Annotated in this window: 15 protein-coding genes and 2 tRNA genes; 4 read left to right on the top strand and 13 right to left on the bottom strand. The window is 42.5% G+C overall.

Going from position 1 to position 16,937, the window contains the following annotated elements; genetic code table 11:
• Positions 1–95 precede the first annotated feature (95 nt).
• Both RE317_RS08330 and RE317_RS08325 read left to right on the top strand, forming a co-directional pair.
• Positions 96–168, top strand: a tRNA-Lys gene (locus tag RE317_RS08330).
• A gap of 20 nt (positions 169–188) precedes the next feature.
• Positions 189–261: transfer RNA gene (locus tag RE317_RS08325), tRNA-Lys, on the top strand.
• 133 nt (positions 262–394) lie between these two features.
• Here the strand turns inward: RE317_RS08325 and RE317_RS08320 are convergent.
• The 4 genes from RE317_RS08320 to RE317_RS08305 form a co-directional block, all read right to left on the bottom strand.
• Entirely contained in the window at positions 395–613 is a 219-nt protein-coding gene (locus RE317_RS08320) for a hypothetical protein (protein ID WP_005846573.1), read from the bottom strand.
• A gap of 461 nt (positions 614–1,074) precedes the next feature.
• On the bottom strand, positions 1,075–1,659 hold the full coding sequence (locus RE317_RS08315) for a DUF6845 domain-containing protein (RefSeq protein ID WP_008668665.1): 585 nt from the start codon (positions 1,657–1,659) through the stop codon (positions 1,075–1,077).
• A gap of 52 nt (positions 1,660–1,711) precedes the next feature.
• Positions 1,712–1,960: a DUF6965 family protein gene (locus RE317_RS08310; protein ID WP_005846577.1), complete on the bottom strand. Its 249-nt coding sequence runs from the start codon at positions 1,958–1,960 to the stop codon at positions 1,712–1,714.
• A gap of 16 nt (positions 1,961–1,976) precedes the next feature.
• Complete coding sequence (locus RE317_RS08305) at positions 1,977–4,301, bottom strand: BamA/TamA family outer membrane protein (RefSeq protein ID WP_005846580.1); 2,325 nt, start codon at positions 4,299–4,301, stop codon at positions 1,977–1,979.
• A gap of 101 nt (positions 4,302–4,402) precedes the next feature.
• Here RE317_RS08305 and RE317_RS08300 point away from each other — a divergent pair, with 101 nt between their 5' ends.
• A complete protein-coding gene (locus RE317_RS08300; RefSeq protein WP_008668663.1) occupies positions 4,403–5,158 on the top strand; it encodes an RNA methyltransferase in 756 nt (251 codons plus the stop codon).
• A gap of 71 nt (positions 5,159–5,229) precedes the next feature.
• Here RE317_RS08300 and RE317_RS08295 read toward each other — a convergent pair whose 3' ends face one another.
• From RE317_RS08295 to RE317_RS08255, 9 genes are all read right to left on the bottom strand, one after another.
• The gene (locus RE317_RS08295; protein WP_005846585.1) at positions 5,230–5,553 is read right to left on the bottom strand and encodes a hypothetical protein; all 324 of its coding nucleotides are present in this window, start codon (positions 5,551–5,553) and stop codon (positions 5,230–5,232) included.
• A 15-nt stretch (positions 5,554–5,568) separates the two neighbouring features.
• A complete protein-coding gene (locus RE317_RS08290) occupies positions 5,569–6,543 on the bottom strand; it encodes a DUF4296 domain-containing protein (RefSeq protein ID WP_008668661.1) in 975 nt (324 codons plus the stop codon).
• 3 nt (positions 6,544–6,546) lie between these two features.
• Complete coding sequence (locus RE317_RS08285; protein ID WP_117873920.1) at positions 6,547–7,185, bottom strand: lipoprotein signal peptidase; 639 nt, start codon at positions 7,183–7,185, stop codon at positions 6,547–6,549.
• A 109-nt stretch (positions 7,186–7,294) separates the two neighbouring features.
• Positions 7,295–7,675, bottom strand: a complete 381-nt coding sequence (locus tag RE317_RS08280; protein WP_005846592.1) for a TraR/DksA C4-type zinc finger protein — start codon at positions 7,673–7,675, stop codon at positions 7,295–7,297.
• Positions 7,676–7,698: 23 nt separating this feature from the next.
• Positions 7,699–11,187, bottom strand: coding sequence for an isoleucine--tRNA ligase (ileS, locus tag RE317_RS08275; protein ID WP_117873918.1), 3,489 nt, complete (start codon positions 11,185–11,187; stop codon positions 7,699–7,701).
• Between the two features lie 208 nt (positions 11,188–11,395).
• On the bottom strand, positions 11,396–12,229 hold the full coding sequence (locus RE317_RS08270) for a helix-turn-helix domain-containing protein (RefSeq protein WP_005846596.1): 834 nt from the start codon (positions 12,227–12,229) through the stop codon (positions 11,396–11,398).
• Positions 12,230–12,728: 499 nt separating this feature from the next.
• Positions 12,729–13,547 (bottom strand): M48 family metallopeptidase, encoded by an 819-nt coding sequence (locus RE317_RS08265; protein ID WP_005846598.1) that lies wholly within the window; start codon positions 13,545–13,547, stop codon positions 12,729–12,731.
• A gap of 253 nt (positions 13,548–13,800) precedes the next feature.
• Positions 13,801–14,475, bottom strand: coding sequence for a bifunctional 4-hydroxy-2-oxoglutarate aldolase/2-dehydro-3-deoxy-phosphogluconate aldolase (locus RE317_RS08260; RefSeq protein WP_008668653.1), 675 nt, complete (start codon positions 14,473–14,475; stop codon positions 13,801–13,803).
• Between the two features lie 109 nt (positions 14,476–14,584).
• On the bottom strand, positions 14,585–15,607 hold the full coding sequence (locus tag RE317_RS08255) for a sugar kinase (protein ID WP_005846604.1): 1,023 nt from the start codon (positions 15,605–15,607) through the stop codon (positions 14,585–14,587).
• A gap of 243 nt (positions 15,608–15,850) precedes the next feature.
• Here RE317_RS08255 and RE317_RS08250 point away from each other — a divergent pair, with 243 nt between their 5' ends.
• On the top strand, positions 15,851–16,924 hold the full coding sequence (locus RE317_RS08250) for a LacI family DNA-binding transcriptional regulator (protein ID WP_005853252.1): 1,074 nt from the start codon (positions 15,851–15,853) through the stop codon (positions 16,922–16,924).
• The last annotated feature ends 13 nt before the right edge of the window (positions 16,925–16,937 follow it).

The raw sequence follows: 16,937 nt of genomic DNA, 5'->3' as shown, positions 1-16,937 counted from the left end.
ACTCTTAGCTCAGTTGGTAGAGCAACTGACTCTTAATCAGTGGGTCCAGGGTTCGAATCCCTGAGGGTGTACAAAAGAAAAACAGTTTGTAATTTGCACTCTTAGCTCAGCTGGTAGAGCAATTGACTCTTAATCAATGGGTCCAGGGTTCGAGTCCCTGAGGGTGTACAAAAAATGGTTTGCATTTTGCACTCTTAGCTCAGTTGGTAGAGCAACTGACTCTTAATCAGTGGGTCCAGGGTTCGAATCCCTGAGGGTGTACAAAAGGAGTAACTTCGGTTATTCCTTTTTTTATAAGCCCGTCAAATAAAAGCGGCTACCCCTCCCGGGCCGCCGCTTTAAAATACAAATGAGCGTACAGCCATTAATGACTGCACAAGGAAAATCAGTTATCTTATATTTTTAATAATTCGCTAATTCTGCTCAAAACTCCCATATCCAAATCCTTTAACTCAATAACATTTAGTGTATCTGTAACATAAAGGTCATTGCCTAAAAATAAATATTTTGCATGAAATATCCTATTATTATAAAAGAAATCCAAAGCTATCTCCCTATCATTCTTTTTATTGCATAATTCTTTAATTCTATTTATAACATACGATTTTTCCATAACAAATAATATTACAGTACTTTTTTACAATTAATCTGCTACAAAGATAAAAAACCCCTTATTAAACTTCACATTATTTATAGAAAAGTTATGTGAAAGTTATTAACAATTTTATTATATTCAAGCTATTAAATGAACAATTAAAACAATATCAGTGATCCATCCGAGTTCTATTTATCCCATATACCTACCTTCTGTTTTTTTCCATCATTATAGCACAAGCTTAAACAATAAAATCCACAAGCAAGCATCTCCTACCGGAATGTCAAGTTTCTCCAAAGGGGAAACGTATAAAAGATGTATCTAAAAATAGTTCCTGAACAGGCTGAAAATAGTTAAGAGAGAAAAATCAAGAAGATTGGAAATGAAATAGCTTCCTTAACAACAAAGCAGAGAACAACAAGGATTTAATTTACATAATACAATCCAGACAGGCAGCCTTCCGGCTGCCTGTTATACTTCTATTTATCTTTAACATTTCCCTTTATAGGGGTCAGGGTTATTTTAGCCCCTTCAACTATCGGAGTTAATATATCAAAAATAACCTGTTTGTATTCAGATAAAGCAATACTCAATAATAGCTCCTCTTTTCTTATCTTATCCGCCAAAGCATTATTATCCTTTTTATATGATTGATCCTGCATATACAGCCGGTAAGTCTTATAGTTCTCATAAAATGCGGAAATAGACCGGAACAAGCGACCATAATTTTCCTTCAAATTCTGACAATCATTCTCACTGAAGTAATTTCCCGGATTAGAAACAAACACTGTATCTTGAACAGAAACCACAGGCTGTGATACCACAGGCAGAGAATCTACCGGCATCTTCTGATCCAAATAGCCCAGCACCGCTTTTATCTCATTCTCATTAACTAAGTCTTTCAAGATTTTCAATGAGGTATCATAATACTTCATCACTTCATTCGCATTCTCCACACTCATGCTACTGCTATCCATAACGTGACTACTCTTGGAGCCACCGGAACAAGAGGATATGGAGAGGGCGCAAAGAAACACACCATACAATAATAAATTCTTCTTCATACTGCCAGTATTAAATTATAATACCTTGATAACAATATGAAATGATAATTGCTCACGCTCCTGTCCCGTTTTTTTCCAAATTGCTCTTAATTTTCTCTAACAAATAAAGGCATCCCTGCATTTTGGGATTTTCGTAACATACATAGGCCTGTTCAAACAGCATATCTACCGTATCCTTTAAATTAGGAGTAAAAGCAGCCTTATCTATCTGCATTGTTGGGGGAAGTTCCTGAGAATCAAACCATTTTTTCAACTCATTAACCTCTTCTTGAGTATATGTTCTCTTTCTTTCTTTTATCATATTATATATATTTTCTTTAAAATGGATAACCTACTGCAAAGTGAAAAGCAAAATCACGGCTAAAGCGTGGTCGGATAACAGGATATCGCTTTTTACCTGTTTCCACAGGATTTATGGCCTTCATGCCACCGTCAAAACGCAAAATCAAATAATCCAGATCAAGGCGGATTCCCAAACCGTATGCTACAGCTATCTGTTTATAAAACTCGTTAAATTTGAACAAACCACCTTCCTGTCCGGAGTCATCACGAATAGTCCAGATATTACCGGCATCCACAAAAGCCGCTCCATTCAATTTCCAAAACAAATGAGTACGATATTCTATATTCAAGTCCAATTTAATATCACCAGCCTGGTTGATAAAGTCCATTCTCCCATCCTCACTACCTTTATAAACACCAGGTCCTAAAGAACGTACAGACCACCCACGTACACTGTTCGCGCCACCGGAAAAATACCTCTTTTCAAAAGGAAGCATTTTGGAGTTACCATACGGATAGGCCACCCCCACTCCTATATGAAACACAAATGAGTTACGCGGATCTATCATGAAATTCTTTGCAAAATCAAAATCTGCTTTCACATATTGAGCAAAAGGAATATTCGCCAGCACATAATCTTCTCCATCTTTCGGATTAGGGTGAACCAATTTGGAAGCAGCATACAGTAAATTACCAGCCTCTTCAATATTGGCACGAATAGAATAGGAATTTTTAGTAGGTGTACGCATCATGGCGTTTCCTGCACTGTTATAGGTAAAGCTGTACCCTGTACGCACAACAAGCTGATTTTCATAACTGGCTTTCAAAGCTGAATTCCTCAGACTCATGCTGTCCAAATATTCCTGAAAAGCCGATGACTTTCTAGGCATATATACATAATTGACATCTACCAAATCCAAACGGTGTTGCATACGTTTCCTGTCAGTCCATTTATAACTCCATGAAGCAGAAGCCAGTGTACGCGAAAATTCCGGACGAACTTGCGATGTGAACTTTAAGCCGACCTCTGAAGTCGCTCTAATTTTCTTTTTAAAATTCGATGATAGAAAAGGAAACATGAACTGAGGGAAATTCAAGCTGCTTTCTACCCCATACTCCATGTAATTATCATTCACATAATCCTGTGAAGCCACCCCCAATCCCGTAATGGCCTCATAAGCGCCACGTACTTTCATCATAAAGGTTTCGGAACCTTTGAATACATTGCGGTGCTGAAAAGAAACCGAGGCAGCCGCTCCCAAGTCACCAGCCGAATTTGTTCCTTCTACTTCAAACGCCATGGATTTATTTTTGTTCTTCGCCAAAAATACGTATGCGTCCAGCTGCGTACCATTTTCTCCATTCACTTCACGAAAACGAATATTAGAGTATTTCAAGGCACGCAAACGCCCCAGATTGGAATAGGTGTTTTGCACATCCTGTTCACTATACAGTTCTCCCGGACGGATACGATTGAAATCAACCAACACTTGCGGACGGAGAAAAGCCTTTCCCTTGTAATACATACTATATCCTTTGTATCGCAAAGAGTCAAATTCTTCCAAAGTACCTTCCTGTACCGACATGATTTCATCATCCGCCAGAAAGTTCACTTCTCCCACCTTGTATTGTCTATGCTTCTGCGGCAAATCTTCTTTTCTACGCTGATAAGGAAGTAATCTTAAAGTCAAGTCCACCAAATAGGTATTTCTAGCCGTATCCGCCTGATAGACCAAAAAATCCTTGTTGAACTTATAATAACCCTTATTCTGCAATAATTTGGTAATCCGCTGCCGTTCAGCATCCAGCACATTCACATCAAACAGCATACCGGGCGCCAACAAACTTTGGGCAGAATCCTGCCGCATATAGTCACTGATAACCAAATCATCTATATCATACACCACATGACGTACCTTATAAGGATGCCCGGCATGAATACGGTAAGCCAATTTCAATTTGTTCTTCCTCGTTTTTTTATCCAGGTGCACAGTAGCCCCCATATACCCCATATTACGTACTGCTTTCTCTATTTCCTCCTGGGATTTCAGGGCAACAGATTCATCATAGATTACCGGAGCATCACCAATCTTCCTAAAAAAACGATTAATCCATTTAGTGGAGTCCACACCTGAGACGCAATAAGTACGCATAGGTATCTTAACCAAATTGAACCATTTGGCATTAGGATTCTGACGAATATATGAATTGAATAGTGACGGCTTCACCTCCTTCGTTTCAGATACAATCCTGACCTCATCCAATAAATATTTATCCTCAGGAATAAATTTACTGACCGAACACGAGGTGCATAGTGCTATAATAAATGTGCATATATATGGGCGTGCGCTTTTCTTCATACAAATCCGTAACCTTCGCAAATTTATCTACAAAGATAGATATTAATTGAAAATATCTTCTTAGCTTTGCTCCAAATATTTGTTATTAAATAGAAATTATCATGCTGAGCAAAAACAAAATAAAATATATCCGTTCGTTGGAACTGAAAAAAAAACGCAAAGAAGAACAAGTTTTTGTGGCCGAAGGGCATAAATTGGTAGGCGATTTATTGGGACACTTCCCTTGCAAGTTACTGATTGCCACTTCCAATTGGCTGAGAATGAACCACTCTGCCACGGCCAACGAAATTATTGAAGTAACACAAGAAGAGTTGTCACGTGCCAGTCTTCAAAAGACGCCCCAAGAGGTATTGGCCGTTTTTGTACAACCTTCTTATGATTTAAATCCGGAAGTTATTAAAAGTTCTCTATGCCTGGCGCTGGACGATGTACAAGACCCAGGGAATCTGGGAACCATTATCCGCTTGGCAGACTGGTTTGGCATTGAACATATCTTCTGCTCGACAGGGACAGCAGATGTGTATAATCCCAAAACCGTACAGGCAACCATGGGGGCATTGGCAAGAGTAAAAGTTCATTACTGTTCTTTACCACAGCTTATTGAAAGCCTGACCGATATTCCTGTATACGGCACCTTTTTAAACGGGAACATTATTTATGCAGAATCCCTGTCGGCCCATGGATTGATTGTCATGGGAAATGAAGGAAAAGGAGTAAGCCCTGAAGTAGAGAGACTGATAAACAAGAAGTTATATATTCCCAATTATCCTCAAGAACGGGAAACCTCCGAATCGTTGAATGTGGCAATTGCCACAGCAGTGGTTTGCTCGGAGTTCAGAAGACGTTTATTGCCTTAAAATTCATATTTCCATCGGTATATGTAACAATTTCTGAATGGGAAATACTATAACGCTACCCTAAGCATATATTATAAACGTACCAGTCTGCTTCCCGTTGTAAACTCCTTTCCCGGCAAATCAAAATCAGCTATATGCCATGCATATACAGGCTGTTCACATCCTGTTTCCAGCATGGCACGGTGCAGGAAATCAGCAAACTTCTCTCCGGAACAAATCTCCAGCCCATACATCGGAGAAATAATAATCACTCCGCCTATCCATTGTGTCGCACTAAGCTCCTCCTTCAATGGGAAATATGCACGCACTCTACCGCTGTCTTCCAACTCCACTACATATTTAGAATAACAGCCATCCGCCGAAACATAAAGATAATGACAAGCAAAACGTCTCATACCCACAAAAGATAATTAATTTCTGCGCTTGATTCTCTGAGGACGATCTGAGTGAGAATGATCTGCCGCATTATTCTCCTTCATTTCACGTGGATTCATACGGGCGGGAACATTTTTCCTGATATCCACCGATTGAATCGAATCTGCTTTCTTCTCTGTTACCACCGAATCAGTTCCAACACGCTGTTCCACAGCCAAACTATCTTTTCCGGCAACTGTCATTGTATCTACCGGTTCATGATAACGGGTCAAAGCAATATTATTGATAATCAGTCCCGGCTTATTCGTTGACGAATCACTATCCATATAGTAAATAAATCCGCTCACACTCTTGATGGCAAAAGCAGAATCAGGCTTTATATACAAAGTCTGCACACCGGAACACGTGATATCCTTCACACGCCCCACCACAGAATCATTATCAAACAAAATATTGAACCCCATAGTGGCTCTCCGTTCCCCTTCCGAAAGGAATATATAATCAGCCGACCACAGGAAAGCATCCTTTGCTTTGAAATTACTATCGGCGGGAATCTCAAAAGTCACCTTATTCGCCAACGGAACATCTGTCAGCCAATAAAGTTTACGGTCATACCATACATCCACAGTATCTCCCGGCAACGATGCAGCCGGTTTATCCTCACGCAACGCCAGCAACTCCTGCATGCGTTTTTTCTCACTGCGGAAGCGTTCCCCCACCTTTTTATAAAGACCGGCAAGTTCCTCCGTGTGACGTGTGTACCACACCATGGACGAATCGAAATCAGCTTCAGTAATATGATACTTCTCGAAGACATAATTCTTATACGCCTCCTTTTGATAATTATCAGAATAACTCAGATTATTGCCCATGGAGATACTTAAATGATAATCGTACAAGATATTCTCCATCCTGTCCGGCTGGATAATATCTTCAGGCACTTGCTTGCCACACCCCACCATAAAAGCCGCACCCAGCAGCCACACCCAAGTAATATTCCTGCGACGCATCATTTATCCTTTAATTTCTTCTGCTGACGGGTGAATATTCTTATTCAGATACTTACCGTAAAATAACAACAACGCCACAATACCGCAACTGATGGCAGCATCGGCAAAATTAAATATCGGACTGAAAAATATGAAATGTTCCCCTCCTATTCCCGGTATCCATTCGGGCCAGTTGGTTTCAATAATGGGAAAATAGAACATATCCACCACCTTACCATGCAACCATTCCGAATACCCTTCACCTACCGGAACAAAAGAAGCGATGGTACTATGAGTACTTTCATTAAAAACAACGCCATAGAACACACTGTCTATAATATTACCGATAGCCCCTGCCAAAATTAAAGAGATACATACAATATAACCAGTCTTATAATTCTGTTTCGCTATTTTTGCCAGATACCAGATAATCAATCCCACAGCTACAATACGGAAGGTAGTAAGGAATAACTTTCCGAATATTTCCATACCGAAAGCCATGCCGTTATTTTCTGTAAAATAGATATAAAACCAATCTGTTATGCGGATACTCTCATGCCAGTACATATTGGTCTTTACCAATATCTTTATTATCTGGTCGATAATCAGAACTGCAAAGACGATAAGAACAGAGAGCTGCCCTTGGGTGAGTAGTTTCTTCATTTATTAAATTGAAAATTAATTAATGGTTAATGATTAGCCGTTAGCGGTTAATACTGTAACATGACAGTAAAACTCATAAACTATTAATCACTAACCATTAACCACTATTTTATTTCTTTCCTTCGTTCTTTGCCTCAATGCTCAGTGTTGCATGAGGTACTGCACGAAGCCTTTCCTTCGGAATCAACTTGCCGGTTTCACGGCAAATACCATAAGTTTTGTTTTCGATACGTACCAATGCCGCCTGCAACCCCTGAATAAACTTCAGCTGACGTGCCGCCAACCGGGTCGTTTCTTCTTTAGACAATGTATTAGCACCTTCTTCCAAAACTTTATAAGTAGGGGAAGTATCGTCCGTATCATTACCGTCCTTATTCATGATACTACTTTTCAGTCTATCATAGTCACGCTGAGCCAATTCCAGTTTTTCCATGATAATGGCACGGAATTCCTCCAGTTCCGCATCTGAATATCTAGTTTTTTCAGCCATATAACTTAGTTTTAAAAGGTTAATTATTCTTTTACGACACTCACATAAAGTGAGAAATCATCAAAATTTAATTCTGTACCGTTCTTCACTTCATCCACTAATTCCAGGGAGTTAGCAAGAACCTGGTTACAAATATAAGTATTATATTCATTTACTGCATCATCGGTTTGAGGATTTTTAGATAATGCCACTTTTATTTTGTCCGTTATCTCAAAACCACTGCTCTTACGGATATTCTGTATACGGTTTACCAATTCACGGGCAACCCCCTCACGACGCAGTTCTTCGGTTACGGTAACCTCCAAGGCCACAGTCAGTTTACCTTCATTGGCAACCAGCCATCCCGGAATATCCTCACTGAAAATCTCCACATCCGTTGTTTCGATAACCGCTTCCGCACCATCAAGCACAAAGGTATATTTACCATTTTTCTCCAATTCGGCAATAGCTTCCTGCGACATTCCGGCTACGGCTGCGGCGACAGCTTTCATCTGTTTGCCGAATTTCGGACCGAGTTTTTTAAAGTCACATTTCACCTTTTTCACCAATACGCCTGCGGCTCCGTCTACAAACTTGATTTCTTTCACGTTCACTTCGCTCATAATCAAGTCTTTTACGGCTTCGATGTGCATTTTCTGCTCTTCGTCCACCACCGGAACCATGATACACTGCAAAGGCTGGCGCACTTTGATATTGACTTTGCGGCGCAATGCCAATACCATAGAAGTAACATCCTGAGCCATCTGCATACGCGCTTCCAGTTCTCCGTCTATCAATGCCTCATTACATTCCGGGAACTTGGCCAAGTGTACAGAAACCACGGTGTCACGACCTGTAGCCGCAATCAAATCCGTATACAACCGGTCGGCATAGAACGGAGCGATAGGCGCCATCAGCCTGGCCACTGTTTCAAGACAAGTGTACAATGTCTGATAAGCGGACAGCTTATCCTGTGACATGGCATTACCCCAGAAACGTTTACGGTTCAAGCGCACGTACCAGTTACTCAAATTATCATTTACGAAGTCTGTAATCAGACGTCCCGCCTTGGTCGGTTCGTAATCGTTGTAGCAAGCGTCCACGTTCTTCACCAATGAATTCAGAACAGACAGAATCCAACGGTCTATCTCCGGACGTTCATTTACCAGCACTTCCGCTTCCTGATAAGCGAAGCCATCCACATTGGCATAAAGTGCGAAGAACGAATAGGTATTATACAAAGTACCGAAGAATTTACGACGAACCTCATCCACCCCGTCGGTATCAAATTTCAAATTATCCCACGGAGAAGAATTGGTAATCATGTACCAACGCAAAGGATCGGAGCCATACTGTTCGATAGCGCCGAACGGATCTACCGCATTGCCCAGACGTTTTGACATTTTGTTTCCGTTCTTGTCCAGAACCAAGCCGTTAGAGATTACGTTCTTGTAAGCCACACTGTCGAATACCATCGTAGCGATAGCATGTAACGTAAAGAACCAGCCACGGGTCTGGTCCACCCCTTCTGCAATGAAGTCCGCAGGATAATAAGTGCGGTTGTCCACAATTTCCTTATTTTCGAACGGATAGTGCAACTGCGCGTAAGGCATCGCACCGGAGTCGAACCACACATCAATCAAGTCCGCCTCACGTTTCATCGGCTTGCCGCTTTCAGATACCAAGATGATATCATCCACATACGGACGGTGAAGGTCTATCTTGTCATAATTCTCCCCGTTATATTCGCCCGGAACAAAACCTTTTTCCTTATAAGGATTGACGGTCATAAATCCGGCAGCTATTGATTTTTCTATTTCATCATACAATTCCTCTACGGAACCGATACAAAGCTCCTCTCCTTCTTCACTGCGCCAGATAGGCAGCGGAGTTCCCCAATAACGAGAACGGCTCAAGTTCCAGTCATTCAAGTTTTCCAGCCACTTGCCGAAACGGCCTGTTCCGGTAGATTCCGGCTTCCAGTTGATAGTCTTGTTCAGTTCCATCATGCGCTCTTTGGCTGCGGTAGACCGGATGAACCAACTATCCAGCGGATAGTAGAGCACCGGTTTGTCAGTACGCCAGCAGTGCGGATAATTGTGTACATGCTTTTCTATCTTGAACGCCTTGTTGGCGGCTTTCATCATCATACAGATATAGATATCGAGTGATTCGGCGGCAGCGGCAGCTTTTTCATCGTACTTGCCATCTACAGTAAACTGAGGATCATAAGCATTCTTCACCCACCGGCCCTGATATTCCTTATATTTCTCTACGTCCACACATTCCTTTACGAAAGCCTCGTCCAGTTCGTCCAACAGATAGAATTTACCAGTCAGATCCACCATAGGACGGGTTTCCCCCTTCTTGTTTATCATGAACAGAGAAGGAATACCTGCCGCACGTGCCACAAAAGCATCGTCTGCACCGAATGTCGGAGCGATATGTACGATACCCGTACCATCTTCGGTAGTTACATAGTCACCGGGAATAACGCGGAATGCCTCACCGGCCGCTTCTTGCCATTTCCCGTTTTCATCCACTGTCACCGGTTTCACCCAAGGAATAAGCTGTTCGTATTCCATGCCTACCAGATCCGGTCCTTTATATTCACCCACTACTTTGAACGGAATCAGTTTGTCACCCGGCTTATAGTCTTCCAGCGCCAATTCTTCCGCTTTCTTGTTAAAGTGAGTATAAAGCAAAGCTTTCGCCAACACTACGGTCATCTTTTCCCCAGTATATCCGTTGTAAGTCTGCACAGCCACATAGTCTATTTTCGGTCCTACGCACAATGCCGTATTCGAAGGCAATGTCCACGGAGTAGTGGTCCATGCCAGGAAATAAGGCGTTCCCCATTCCGCCATTTCGGGTTTCGGATTCTTCATCTTGAACTGTCCTACCACAGTGGTGTCTTTCACATCACGGTAACAGCCCGGCTGGTTCAGCTCGTGCGAGCTCAATCCTGTTCCGGCAGCCGGAGAGTAAGGCTGGATGGTGTAGCCTTTATACAACAGACCTTTGTTATAAAGCTGCTTCAAGAGCCACCACAGCGTTTCAATATAGCGGTTGTCATAAGTGATATAGGGATTCTCCAAATCCACCCAGTAACCCATCTTATGAGTAAGGTCTGTCCACTCTTTGGTAAACTTCATCACGTCCTTACGGCAAGCTGCGTTGTACTCGGCAACAGAAATGGTCTTTCCGATATCCTCTTTGGTGATATGCAATGCCTTTTCCACACCCAGTTCCACAGGCAGTCCGTGAGTATCCCATCCGGCCTTACGCTTTACCTGGAACCCTTTCATGGTTTTATAGCGGCAGAAAGTATCTTTAATGGTACGCGCCATCACGTGGTGAATACCCGGCATACCATTGGCCGAGGGAGGTCCTTCATAAAACACGAAAGAAGGACATCCTTCACGTTCTGTCATACTCTTGGCGAAAACATCGTTTTCATCCCACTTCTTCAGCACATCTTTATTGACCTGTGATAGGTTGAGTTGCGAGTGTTCAGCAAATTTCTTACTCATAATTTTATATCGTTTTCTTGTATTCTCTAACTAAAAGGCAATGCCTTCCAAAAATTAAGGTGCAAATTTACAAGAAAATTAGATAGATAGAAAGTTTTGACGCTTGTTTTTTTAATCAGATAACGGATACTGTTTCAGAATAACTGCATAAGGCATGGGGAAAGCCCCTGTTCTTATCAAAATCAACAGCAACAAGGACCGGTTCTTGTTATTGCAGTCTTTTCCGGTATGCCGAGGTATTTTCCCCCGTCATATTCTTAAAGAAGCGGCTGAAAGTACCCACACTTTCAAAGCCCAAAATCACCGATATCTCTTTGATGCTGTGCGAGGTATGCAGCAACAGCCGTTTCGCTTCGGTCACCACTCGTTCTTGTATAATCTTCAAAGGGGAAGGCATACCGTAGGCGGCAAATAAATTGGAAAGCGTCTTGGGAGAACGATGCAACAAAGCAGCATATGCCTGTACCTGTTTTTTCTCCTTGAAGTGATTGTCCACCAACACATAATAACGCTGGATGATGTCAAAACCTTTTTCATTAACCGGAAAGCCGGACAACTGCTTACGGGCCAGCCGGGTACACAGAATGATGAAACGTTTCAACAGCAGGCGGAGCATTTCTCCCTGCAGGTTATCCCGCAGGATGTATTCGGTAACCATTCTGTCCACCACCTCGTGCAACAGTTCGGAATCGGCTATCGGGAGCCGCAGATGCACTATACCGGAAGTTCCGTTAAACAGCACTCCGCTGCACGATACTTCTTTCTCGTGCTTGTAAATGCCGTAAAAATTCTCGTTGAAAAGAAGAGCAAGATACCTGCCCGATACATTCTTGAACTCCGTGCGGTGAAGATTACTCACAGAGATGATTTCATCCTGCTCCATCTCTATTTCCACATGGTCTACTATCAATGTCAGTTTGCCTTCCTGGACCCATATAAACTTATACAGACTACCATTGTCACAGATGACCCTGTCTGTGTGAAACGCTTCAGTCAGTATCATCGTTTCCTGCAAAGATGTATCGTATGCGTAATTCATCATGGCTAAACTGTTTTGTGCATTTCTTTCTGTTGGTTTATACAAAGATAGTGATTTTCACTTATATTAAACCACCCTGTTATTGCACAGTCCAGAAGCAATACACATAATTAACAATCTGATTTACAACGCATAGCACATATCACAATGTAAAGAGGAGGCAAAGTATCAGAAAGAAAAAAGGAATTTTTGCCATCATTTTAGGAAATCTAGCTATGATATAACCCTACAGGGAATTCGTCAACCATTAAAATAAGCGTATCTTTGTGCCAAGAGATTTCCTTCTATAATCTAGACGAAAAAGAACACTTGATTCTTTTAACCTGAACTTTGGACTTTGATTTTCTCCCAATAAGGATTTCTCTCATAATAAATTCAGATTTTATCCCGCCGGGAGGCAAGATAAGGTCATGCAAAAAAATCTCCCAAAAAAAGAAGAGGGTGTCCACCATTGAAACGGACACCCTCTATTATGTGTATAATCCACATTGCCGGAAACCATTTATTTCCCTGTTTCCCCCATCGTGTTTGCAGGTTTTTCAATACCTTCGCTTGTAGCACGTTCTTCCATACGCTGGATACGTGCGTCAAGATCGGGATGAGTAGAGAACAACTGATTCAGCTTGCTGCTTTTCTTTGCTCCTGCCTCTTCTTGCAATTTTTTCAATTTCTGGAATGACAATGCCATCGCCCAAGGATTCTTACCTGCTTTCTTCAGAAATTCGTAACCGTAATCATCGGCCGCGCGTTCCTGTTTTTGTGAATAAGTAGCATTGACCAATGCCTCTCCCAAGTCACCCAACTGGGAATCTGTCAGAGCAGCCGCTTTTCCTCCTTGTGATGAAATACCATCTTTCAATGCCGATGTCAGCAATGCGGTACGGAAGCCGTTCTTTGAGTCCTTGTGTGCCACATGGCCTACCTCATGGCCTATTACCCCCAACAGTTCTTCGTCTGTCATGATATCCATCAATGAAGAGAATACCCGCACACTACCGTCTGCACAGGCGAACGCATTTACATCAATCACATAATATACTTTGAAATTCAGCGGCATCCCTTCCACTTCGGTCAACCCTTCAGTCAGTTTTTTCAAACGGACAGTATACGGATCATCGTCTGCACAAACCTGATTATGCTTATCCATCCAGTCAATGTACTCCTTTACATACTCTGTCATCTGTTCATCGGTCAAAGTCACCGCTTTTGCAGCCTTCACGGCTCCCCCCACTGCCTTCTTCAAATTAAACTGGGCCATTGCAGGAGTTACCCCCGCCAAGCATAACAGCATGACGGCCACCTTTAATAATGCTTTTTTCATTTTTGTGTGTTTTAGATTAAACGCTTCATTTTATTTCTTAAGAAACGGTACAAAAGAACACATTTTTATTCTATCTACCAATCTTTACAAGAATATTTTTGCCAACGCCCCGCCTCAAGCACCCGCCGGAAAGTGAAAAGCCATCGCGAATCCACTTCGCGATGGCCCTTACCCATTTTATATACACCTTTAAACAAAATGATACCCACGCCCTAATTCACTAACCCCTTGCGGGCATGAGCTGATCTTTTTCTTATTTATTTGCACGGGCTTCCGCAATGTAGCCCAATGCTTCTTTACATTTTGCCGTTACATACGCCCAGTCTTCCGCGGCTACCTTGTCGCCAGGGAACAATTTAGAACCCATACCCACACAGAACACACCTGCCTTAATCCAAGAAGTCAGATTTTCCTGAGTCGGTTCCACACCACCGGTTACCATCAGTTTGGACCAAGGCATCGGAGCCAGCAGACCTTTAACCAATTTTGCTCCCAATACATCACCCGGGAATATTTTGCAAAGATCGCAACCTACTTCCTGAGCGAAACCCACCTCGGACACGCTTCCGCATCCCGGAGTATAAGCCACCAAACGACGGTTGCACACTTTAGCGATTTCAGGATTGAACAACGGACCTACCACAAAGCAAGCACCCAATTGCAAGTAAAGAGCGGCAGTAGCAGGATCAACGATAGAACCTACTCCCATAGCCATTTCAGGACACTCCTTTGCCGCGTATTTCACAACTTCCGCAAATACTTCATGAGCAAAGTCACCACGGTTTGTAAATTCGAATGCACGAACTCCGCCGTCATAACAAGCTTTCACCACTTTCTTTGCCACTTCTGCATCTTTATGGTAGAATACAGGAACCATACCGGTTGAACCAATCTTGTCCAACACTGCTATTTTATCAAAACGAGCCATAATGTTATATTTTAGTTTAAATGAAAGATAGGAACACAAATGATACAAATAAAACATGTATCAAAAATTTGCGTTATTTGCGTCATTCGTGTTCCTATAAAAAACAAATTTAGCGTTGTACACGTCCGCTGGCATCGCCACCGGCCAATGCTTCCACTTCATCTACAGATACCAGGTTGAAGTCACCGTTGATAGTATGCTTCAAAGCAGAAGCGGCAACAGCAAATTCAAGGGCGGCACCCTGATTCGGTTTGGTCAGCAGACCGTGAATGATACCTCCGGAGAATGAGTCGCCACCACCTACCCGGTCAATAATCGGGTTGATGTCATAGCGTTTTGATTCATAAAATTCTTCTCCGTTATAAATCATAGCCTTCCAGCCGTTGTGAGTAGCCGAGAATGATTCGCGCAAGGTAGAAACCACATATTTAAAGCCGAATTCTTTTGCCATAGCCTTGAAGATTCCTTTGTAACCTTCCGCATTGGTTTCACCGGCTTCCACATTCGCTTCCGGTTTGAAGCCCAGACAAAGTTCGGCATCTTCTTCGTTACCTATACATACATCTACATACTGCATCAACGGTTTCATGATAGACTGTGCTTTTTCTTTTGTCCACAGTTTCTTGCGGAAATTCAAGTCTACAGATACCGTAACGCCATGACGTTTTGCAGCTTCACAAGCCAGTTTGGTCAGTTCGGCAGCCTTGTCAGAAATAGCCGGAGTGATACCCGACCAGTGGAACCAGTCCGCACCTTCCATGATAGCGTCAAAGTCGAAATCGCAAGGATCGGCTTCGGCGATAGCCGAGTGGGCACGGTCATAAATTACTTTGCTAGGACGCATGGAAGCTCCTGTTTCCAGATAATAGATACCTACGCGGTCGCCACCACGACAGATGAAATCGGTCTTCACACCATATTTACGCAATGCATTCACAGCAGACTGTCCAATTTCGTGTTTCGGCAATTTAGTTACGAAATAAGCTTCGTGACCGTAGTTCGCGCAACTCACCGCTACGTTCGCTTCACCACCGCCATAAACAACATCAAATGAATCCGACTGTACAAAACGTGTGTTTCCCGGAGTTGACAATCTCAACATAATTTCACCTAAGGTTACTACTTTTCCCATAATTTCGTGATTTTAAATTGTTATATATTTATTCGTTTAACTTTCAACCCAATTAAAATACTGGTTTACATATCCATAGACGAATCACATCGTAACCTTGTACTCAACAGACCACTCAAATAATTCATCCGTGTGCGTGCACAAAGGTACTATTTATTTTTTTAAAACCAAAAATTGTTATATATTTGTATCGAAAAAAAATAAATTATCAGTGTGCACGAGCACAATATATATAATTAAGGTATGAATAAACTGCCCGAAAGAATCAGAATCAAGGATATCGCGCGCCTGGCAGATGTGTCAGTCGGCACAGTAGACCGTGTATTGCATGGCCGCACAGGGGTATCCGAAGCCAGCCGGAAACGGGTGGAAGAAATATTGAAGCAACTGGATTACCAGCCCAATATGTATGCCAGCGCATTGGCATCCAACAAAAAGTATCTGTTTGTCTGCCTGCTGCCACAGCACAAGGAAGGCGATTACTGGACCGATGTGGAACTGGGGATGAAAAGAGCCGTAGAAACCTTTTCGGATTTCCACATCACCCTGTCCGTGATGTACTATGACCAATATGAATATTCCTCCTTCATCAATGCCGGTGAGGAAATACTGAAACAAGAGCCGGACGGCGTATTGCTCGCCCCCACTATTCCTGAGATGACGGCCAGATTCACCGACAAGTTACAAGAACGGGAAATACCTTATATATTTATAGACTCCAACGTGGCCAGTCTGAATCCGCTGGCATTCTTCGGGCAGAAATCCGACCAAAGCGGATACTTTGCCGCCCGCATGGCCATGATGTTGGGAGAATGTCCCAAAGAAATCGTTATCTTCAGACAAATCAACGAAGGCCGCCTGGGATCAAACCAGCAGGAAAACCGTGAAAAAGGATTCAGAAAATATATGCAGGAGCATTTTCCCGACTGCAAGATAGTGGAACTGAACCTCTACGCCAAGCGTCCGGACGAGGACGAGGCGCTGATGAACCGCTTTTTCCAAGAGAACCCACAGGTTACGTGCGGCATCACTTTCAACTCGAAAGTGTACATTATAGGAGAATATCTCATCGGACACAACATGAAAAATTTCAAACTGATTGGGTACGATTTATTATACCGGAACGTCTCTTGTCTGAAAGAGGGCGCAGTGGATTTCCTGATTGCTCAGCAACCTACCGCACAAGGATACAGCGGCGTAGAGAGCCTGTGCAATCACCTGATCTTCAAGAAAGAGGTGAAACAATGCAATTACATGCCCATCACCCTGCTTTCGGTGGAGAACGTGGATTTCTATCTGGATGCGCATAAAAAGTAAATCTGATAACTAA

Origin of the sequence: Phocaeicola sp. GP0067 (assembly GCF_031119655.1) — a bacterium.
In the GTDB taxonomy this organism is placed as follows: domain Bacteria; phylum Bacteroidota; class Bacteroidia; order Bacteroidales; family Bacteroidaceae; genus Phocaeicola; species Phocaeicola vulgatus.
This window is presented reverse-complemented; position numbering and strand designations above follow the sequence as displayed.

What these genes read in the sequence shown, in the direction of transcription:
- RE317_RS08250 (WP_005853252.1), top strand. Translation starts at nt 15,851, where the DNA reads ATGAATAAACTGCCCGAAAGAATCAGAATCAAGGATATCGCGCGCCTG.
- RE317_RS08300 (WP_008668663.1), top strand. Translation starts at nt 4,403, where the DNA reads ATGCTGAGCAAAAACAAAATAAAATATATCCGTTCGTTGGAACTGAAA.
- RE317_RS08315 (WP_008668665.1), bottom strand. Translation starts at nt 1,659, where the DNA reads ATGAAGAAGAATTTATTATTGTATGGTGTGTTTCTTTGCGCCCTCTCC.
- RE317_RS08270 (WP_005846596.1), bottom strand. Translation starts at nt 12,229, where the DNA reads ATGATGAATTACGCATACGATACATCTTTGCAGGAAACGATGATACTG.
- RE317_RS08320 (WP_005846573.1), bottom strand. Translation starts at nt 613, where the DNA reads ATGGAAAAATCGTATGTTATAAATAGAATTAAAGAATTATGCAATAAA.
- RE317_RS08255 (WP_005846604.1), bottom strand. Translation starts at nt 15,607, where the DNA reads ATGGGAAAAGTAGTAACCTTAGGTGAAATTATGTTGAGATTGTCAACT.
- RE317_RS08305 (WP_005846580.1), bottom strand. Translation starts at nt 4,301, where the DNA reads ATGAAGAAAAGCGCACGCCCATATATATGCACATTTATTATAGCACTA.
- RE317_RS08295 (WP_005846585.1), bottom strand. Translation starts at nt 5,553, where the DNA reads ATGAGACGTTTTGCTTGTCATTATCTTTATGTTTCGGCGGATGGCTGT.
- RE317_RS08285 (WP_117873920.1), bottom strand. Translation starts at nt 7,185, where the DNA reads ATGAAGAAACTACTCACCCAAGGGCAGCTCTCTGTTCTTATCGTCTTT.
- RE317_RS08280 (WP_005846592.1), bottom strand. Translation starts at nt 7,675, where the DNA reads ATGGCTGAAAAAACTAGATATTCAGATGCGGAACTGGAGGAATTCCGT.
- RE317_RS08310 (WP_005846577.1), bottom strand. Translation starts at nt 1,960, where the DNA reads ATGATAAAAGAAAGAAAGAGAACATATACTCAAGAAGAGGTTAATGAG.
- RE317_RS08265 (WP_005846598.1), bottom strand. Translation starts at nt 13,547, where the DNA reads ATGAAAAAAGCATTATTAAAGGTGGCCGTCATGCTGTTATGCTTGGCG.
- RE317_RS08260 (WP_008668653.1), bottom strand. Translation starts at nt 14,475, where the DNA reads ATGGCTCGTTTTGATAAAATAGCAGTGTTGGACAAGATTGGTTCAACC.
- ileS (WP_117873918.1), bottom strand. Translation starts at nt 11,187, where the DNA reads ATGAGTAAGAAATTTGCTGAACACTCGCAACTCAACCTATCACAGGTC.
- RE317_RS08290 (WP_008668661.1), bottom strand. Translation starts at nt 6,543, where the DNA reads ATGCGTCGCAGGAATATTACTTGGGTGTGGCTGCTGGGTGCGGCTTTT.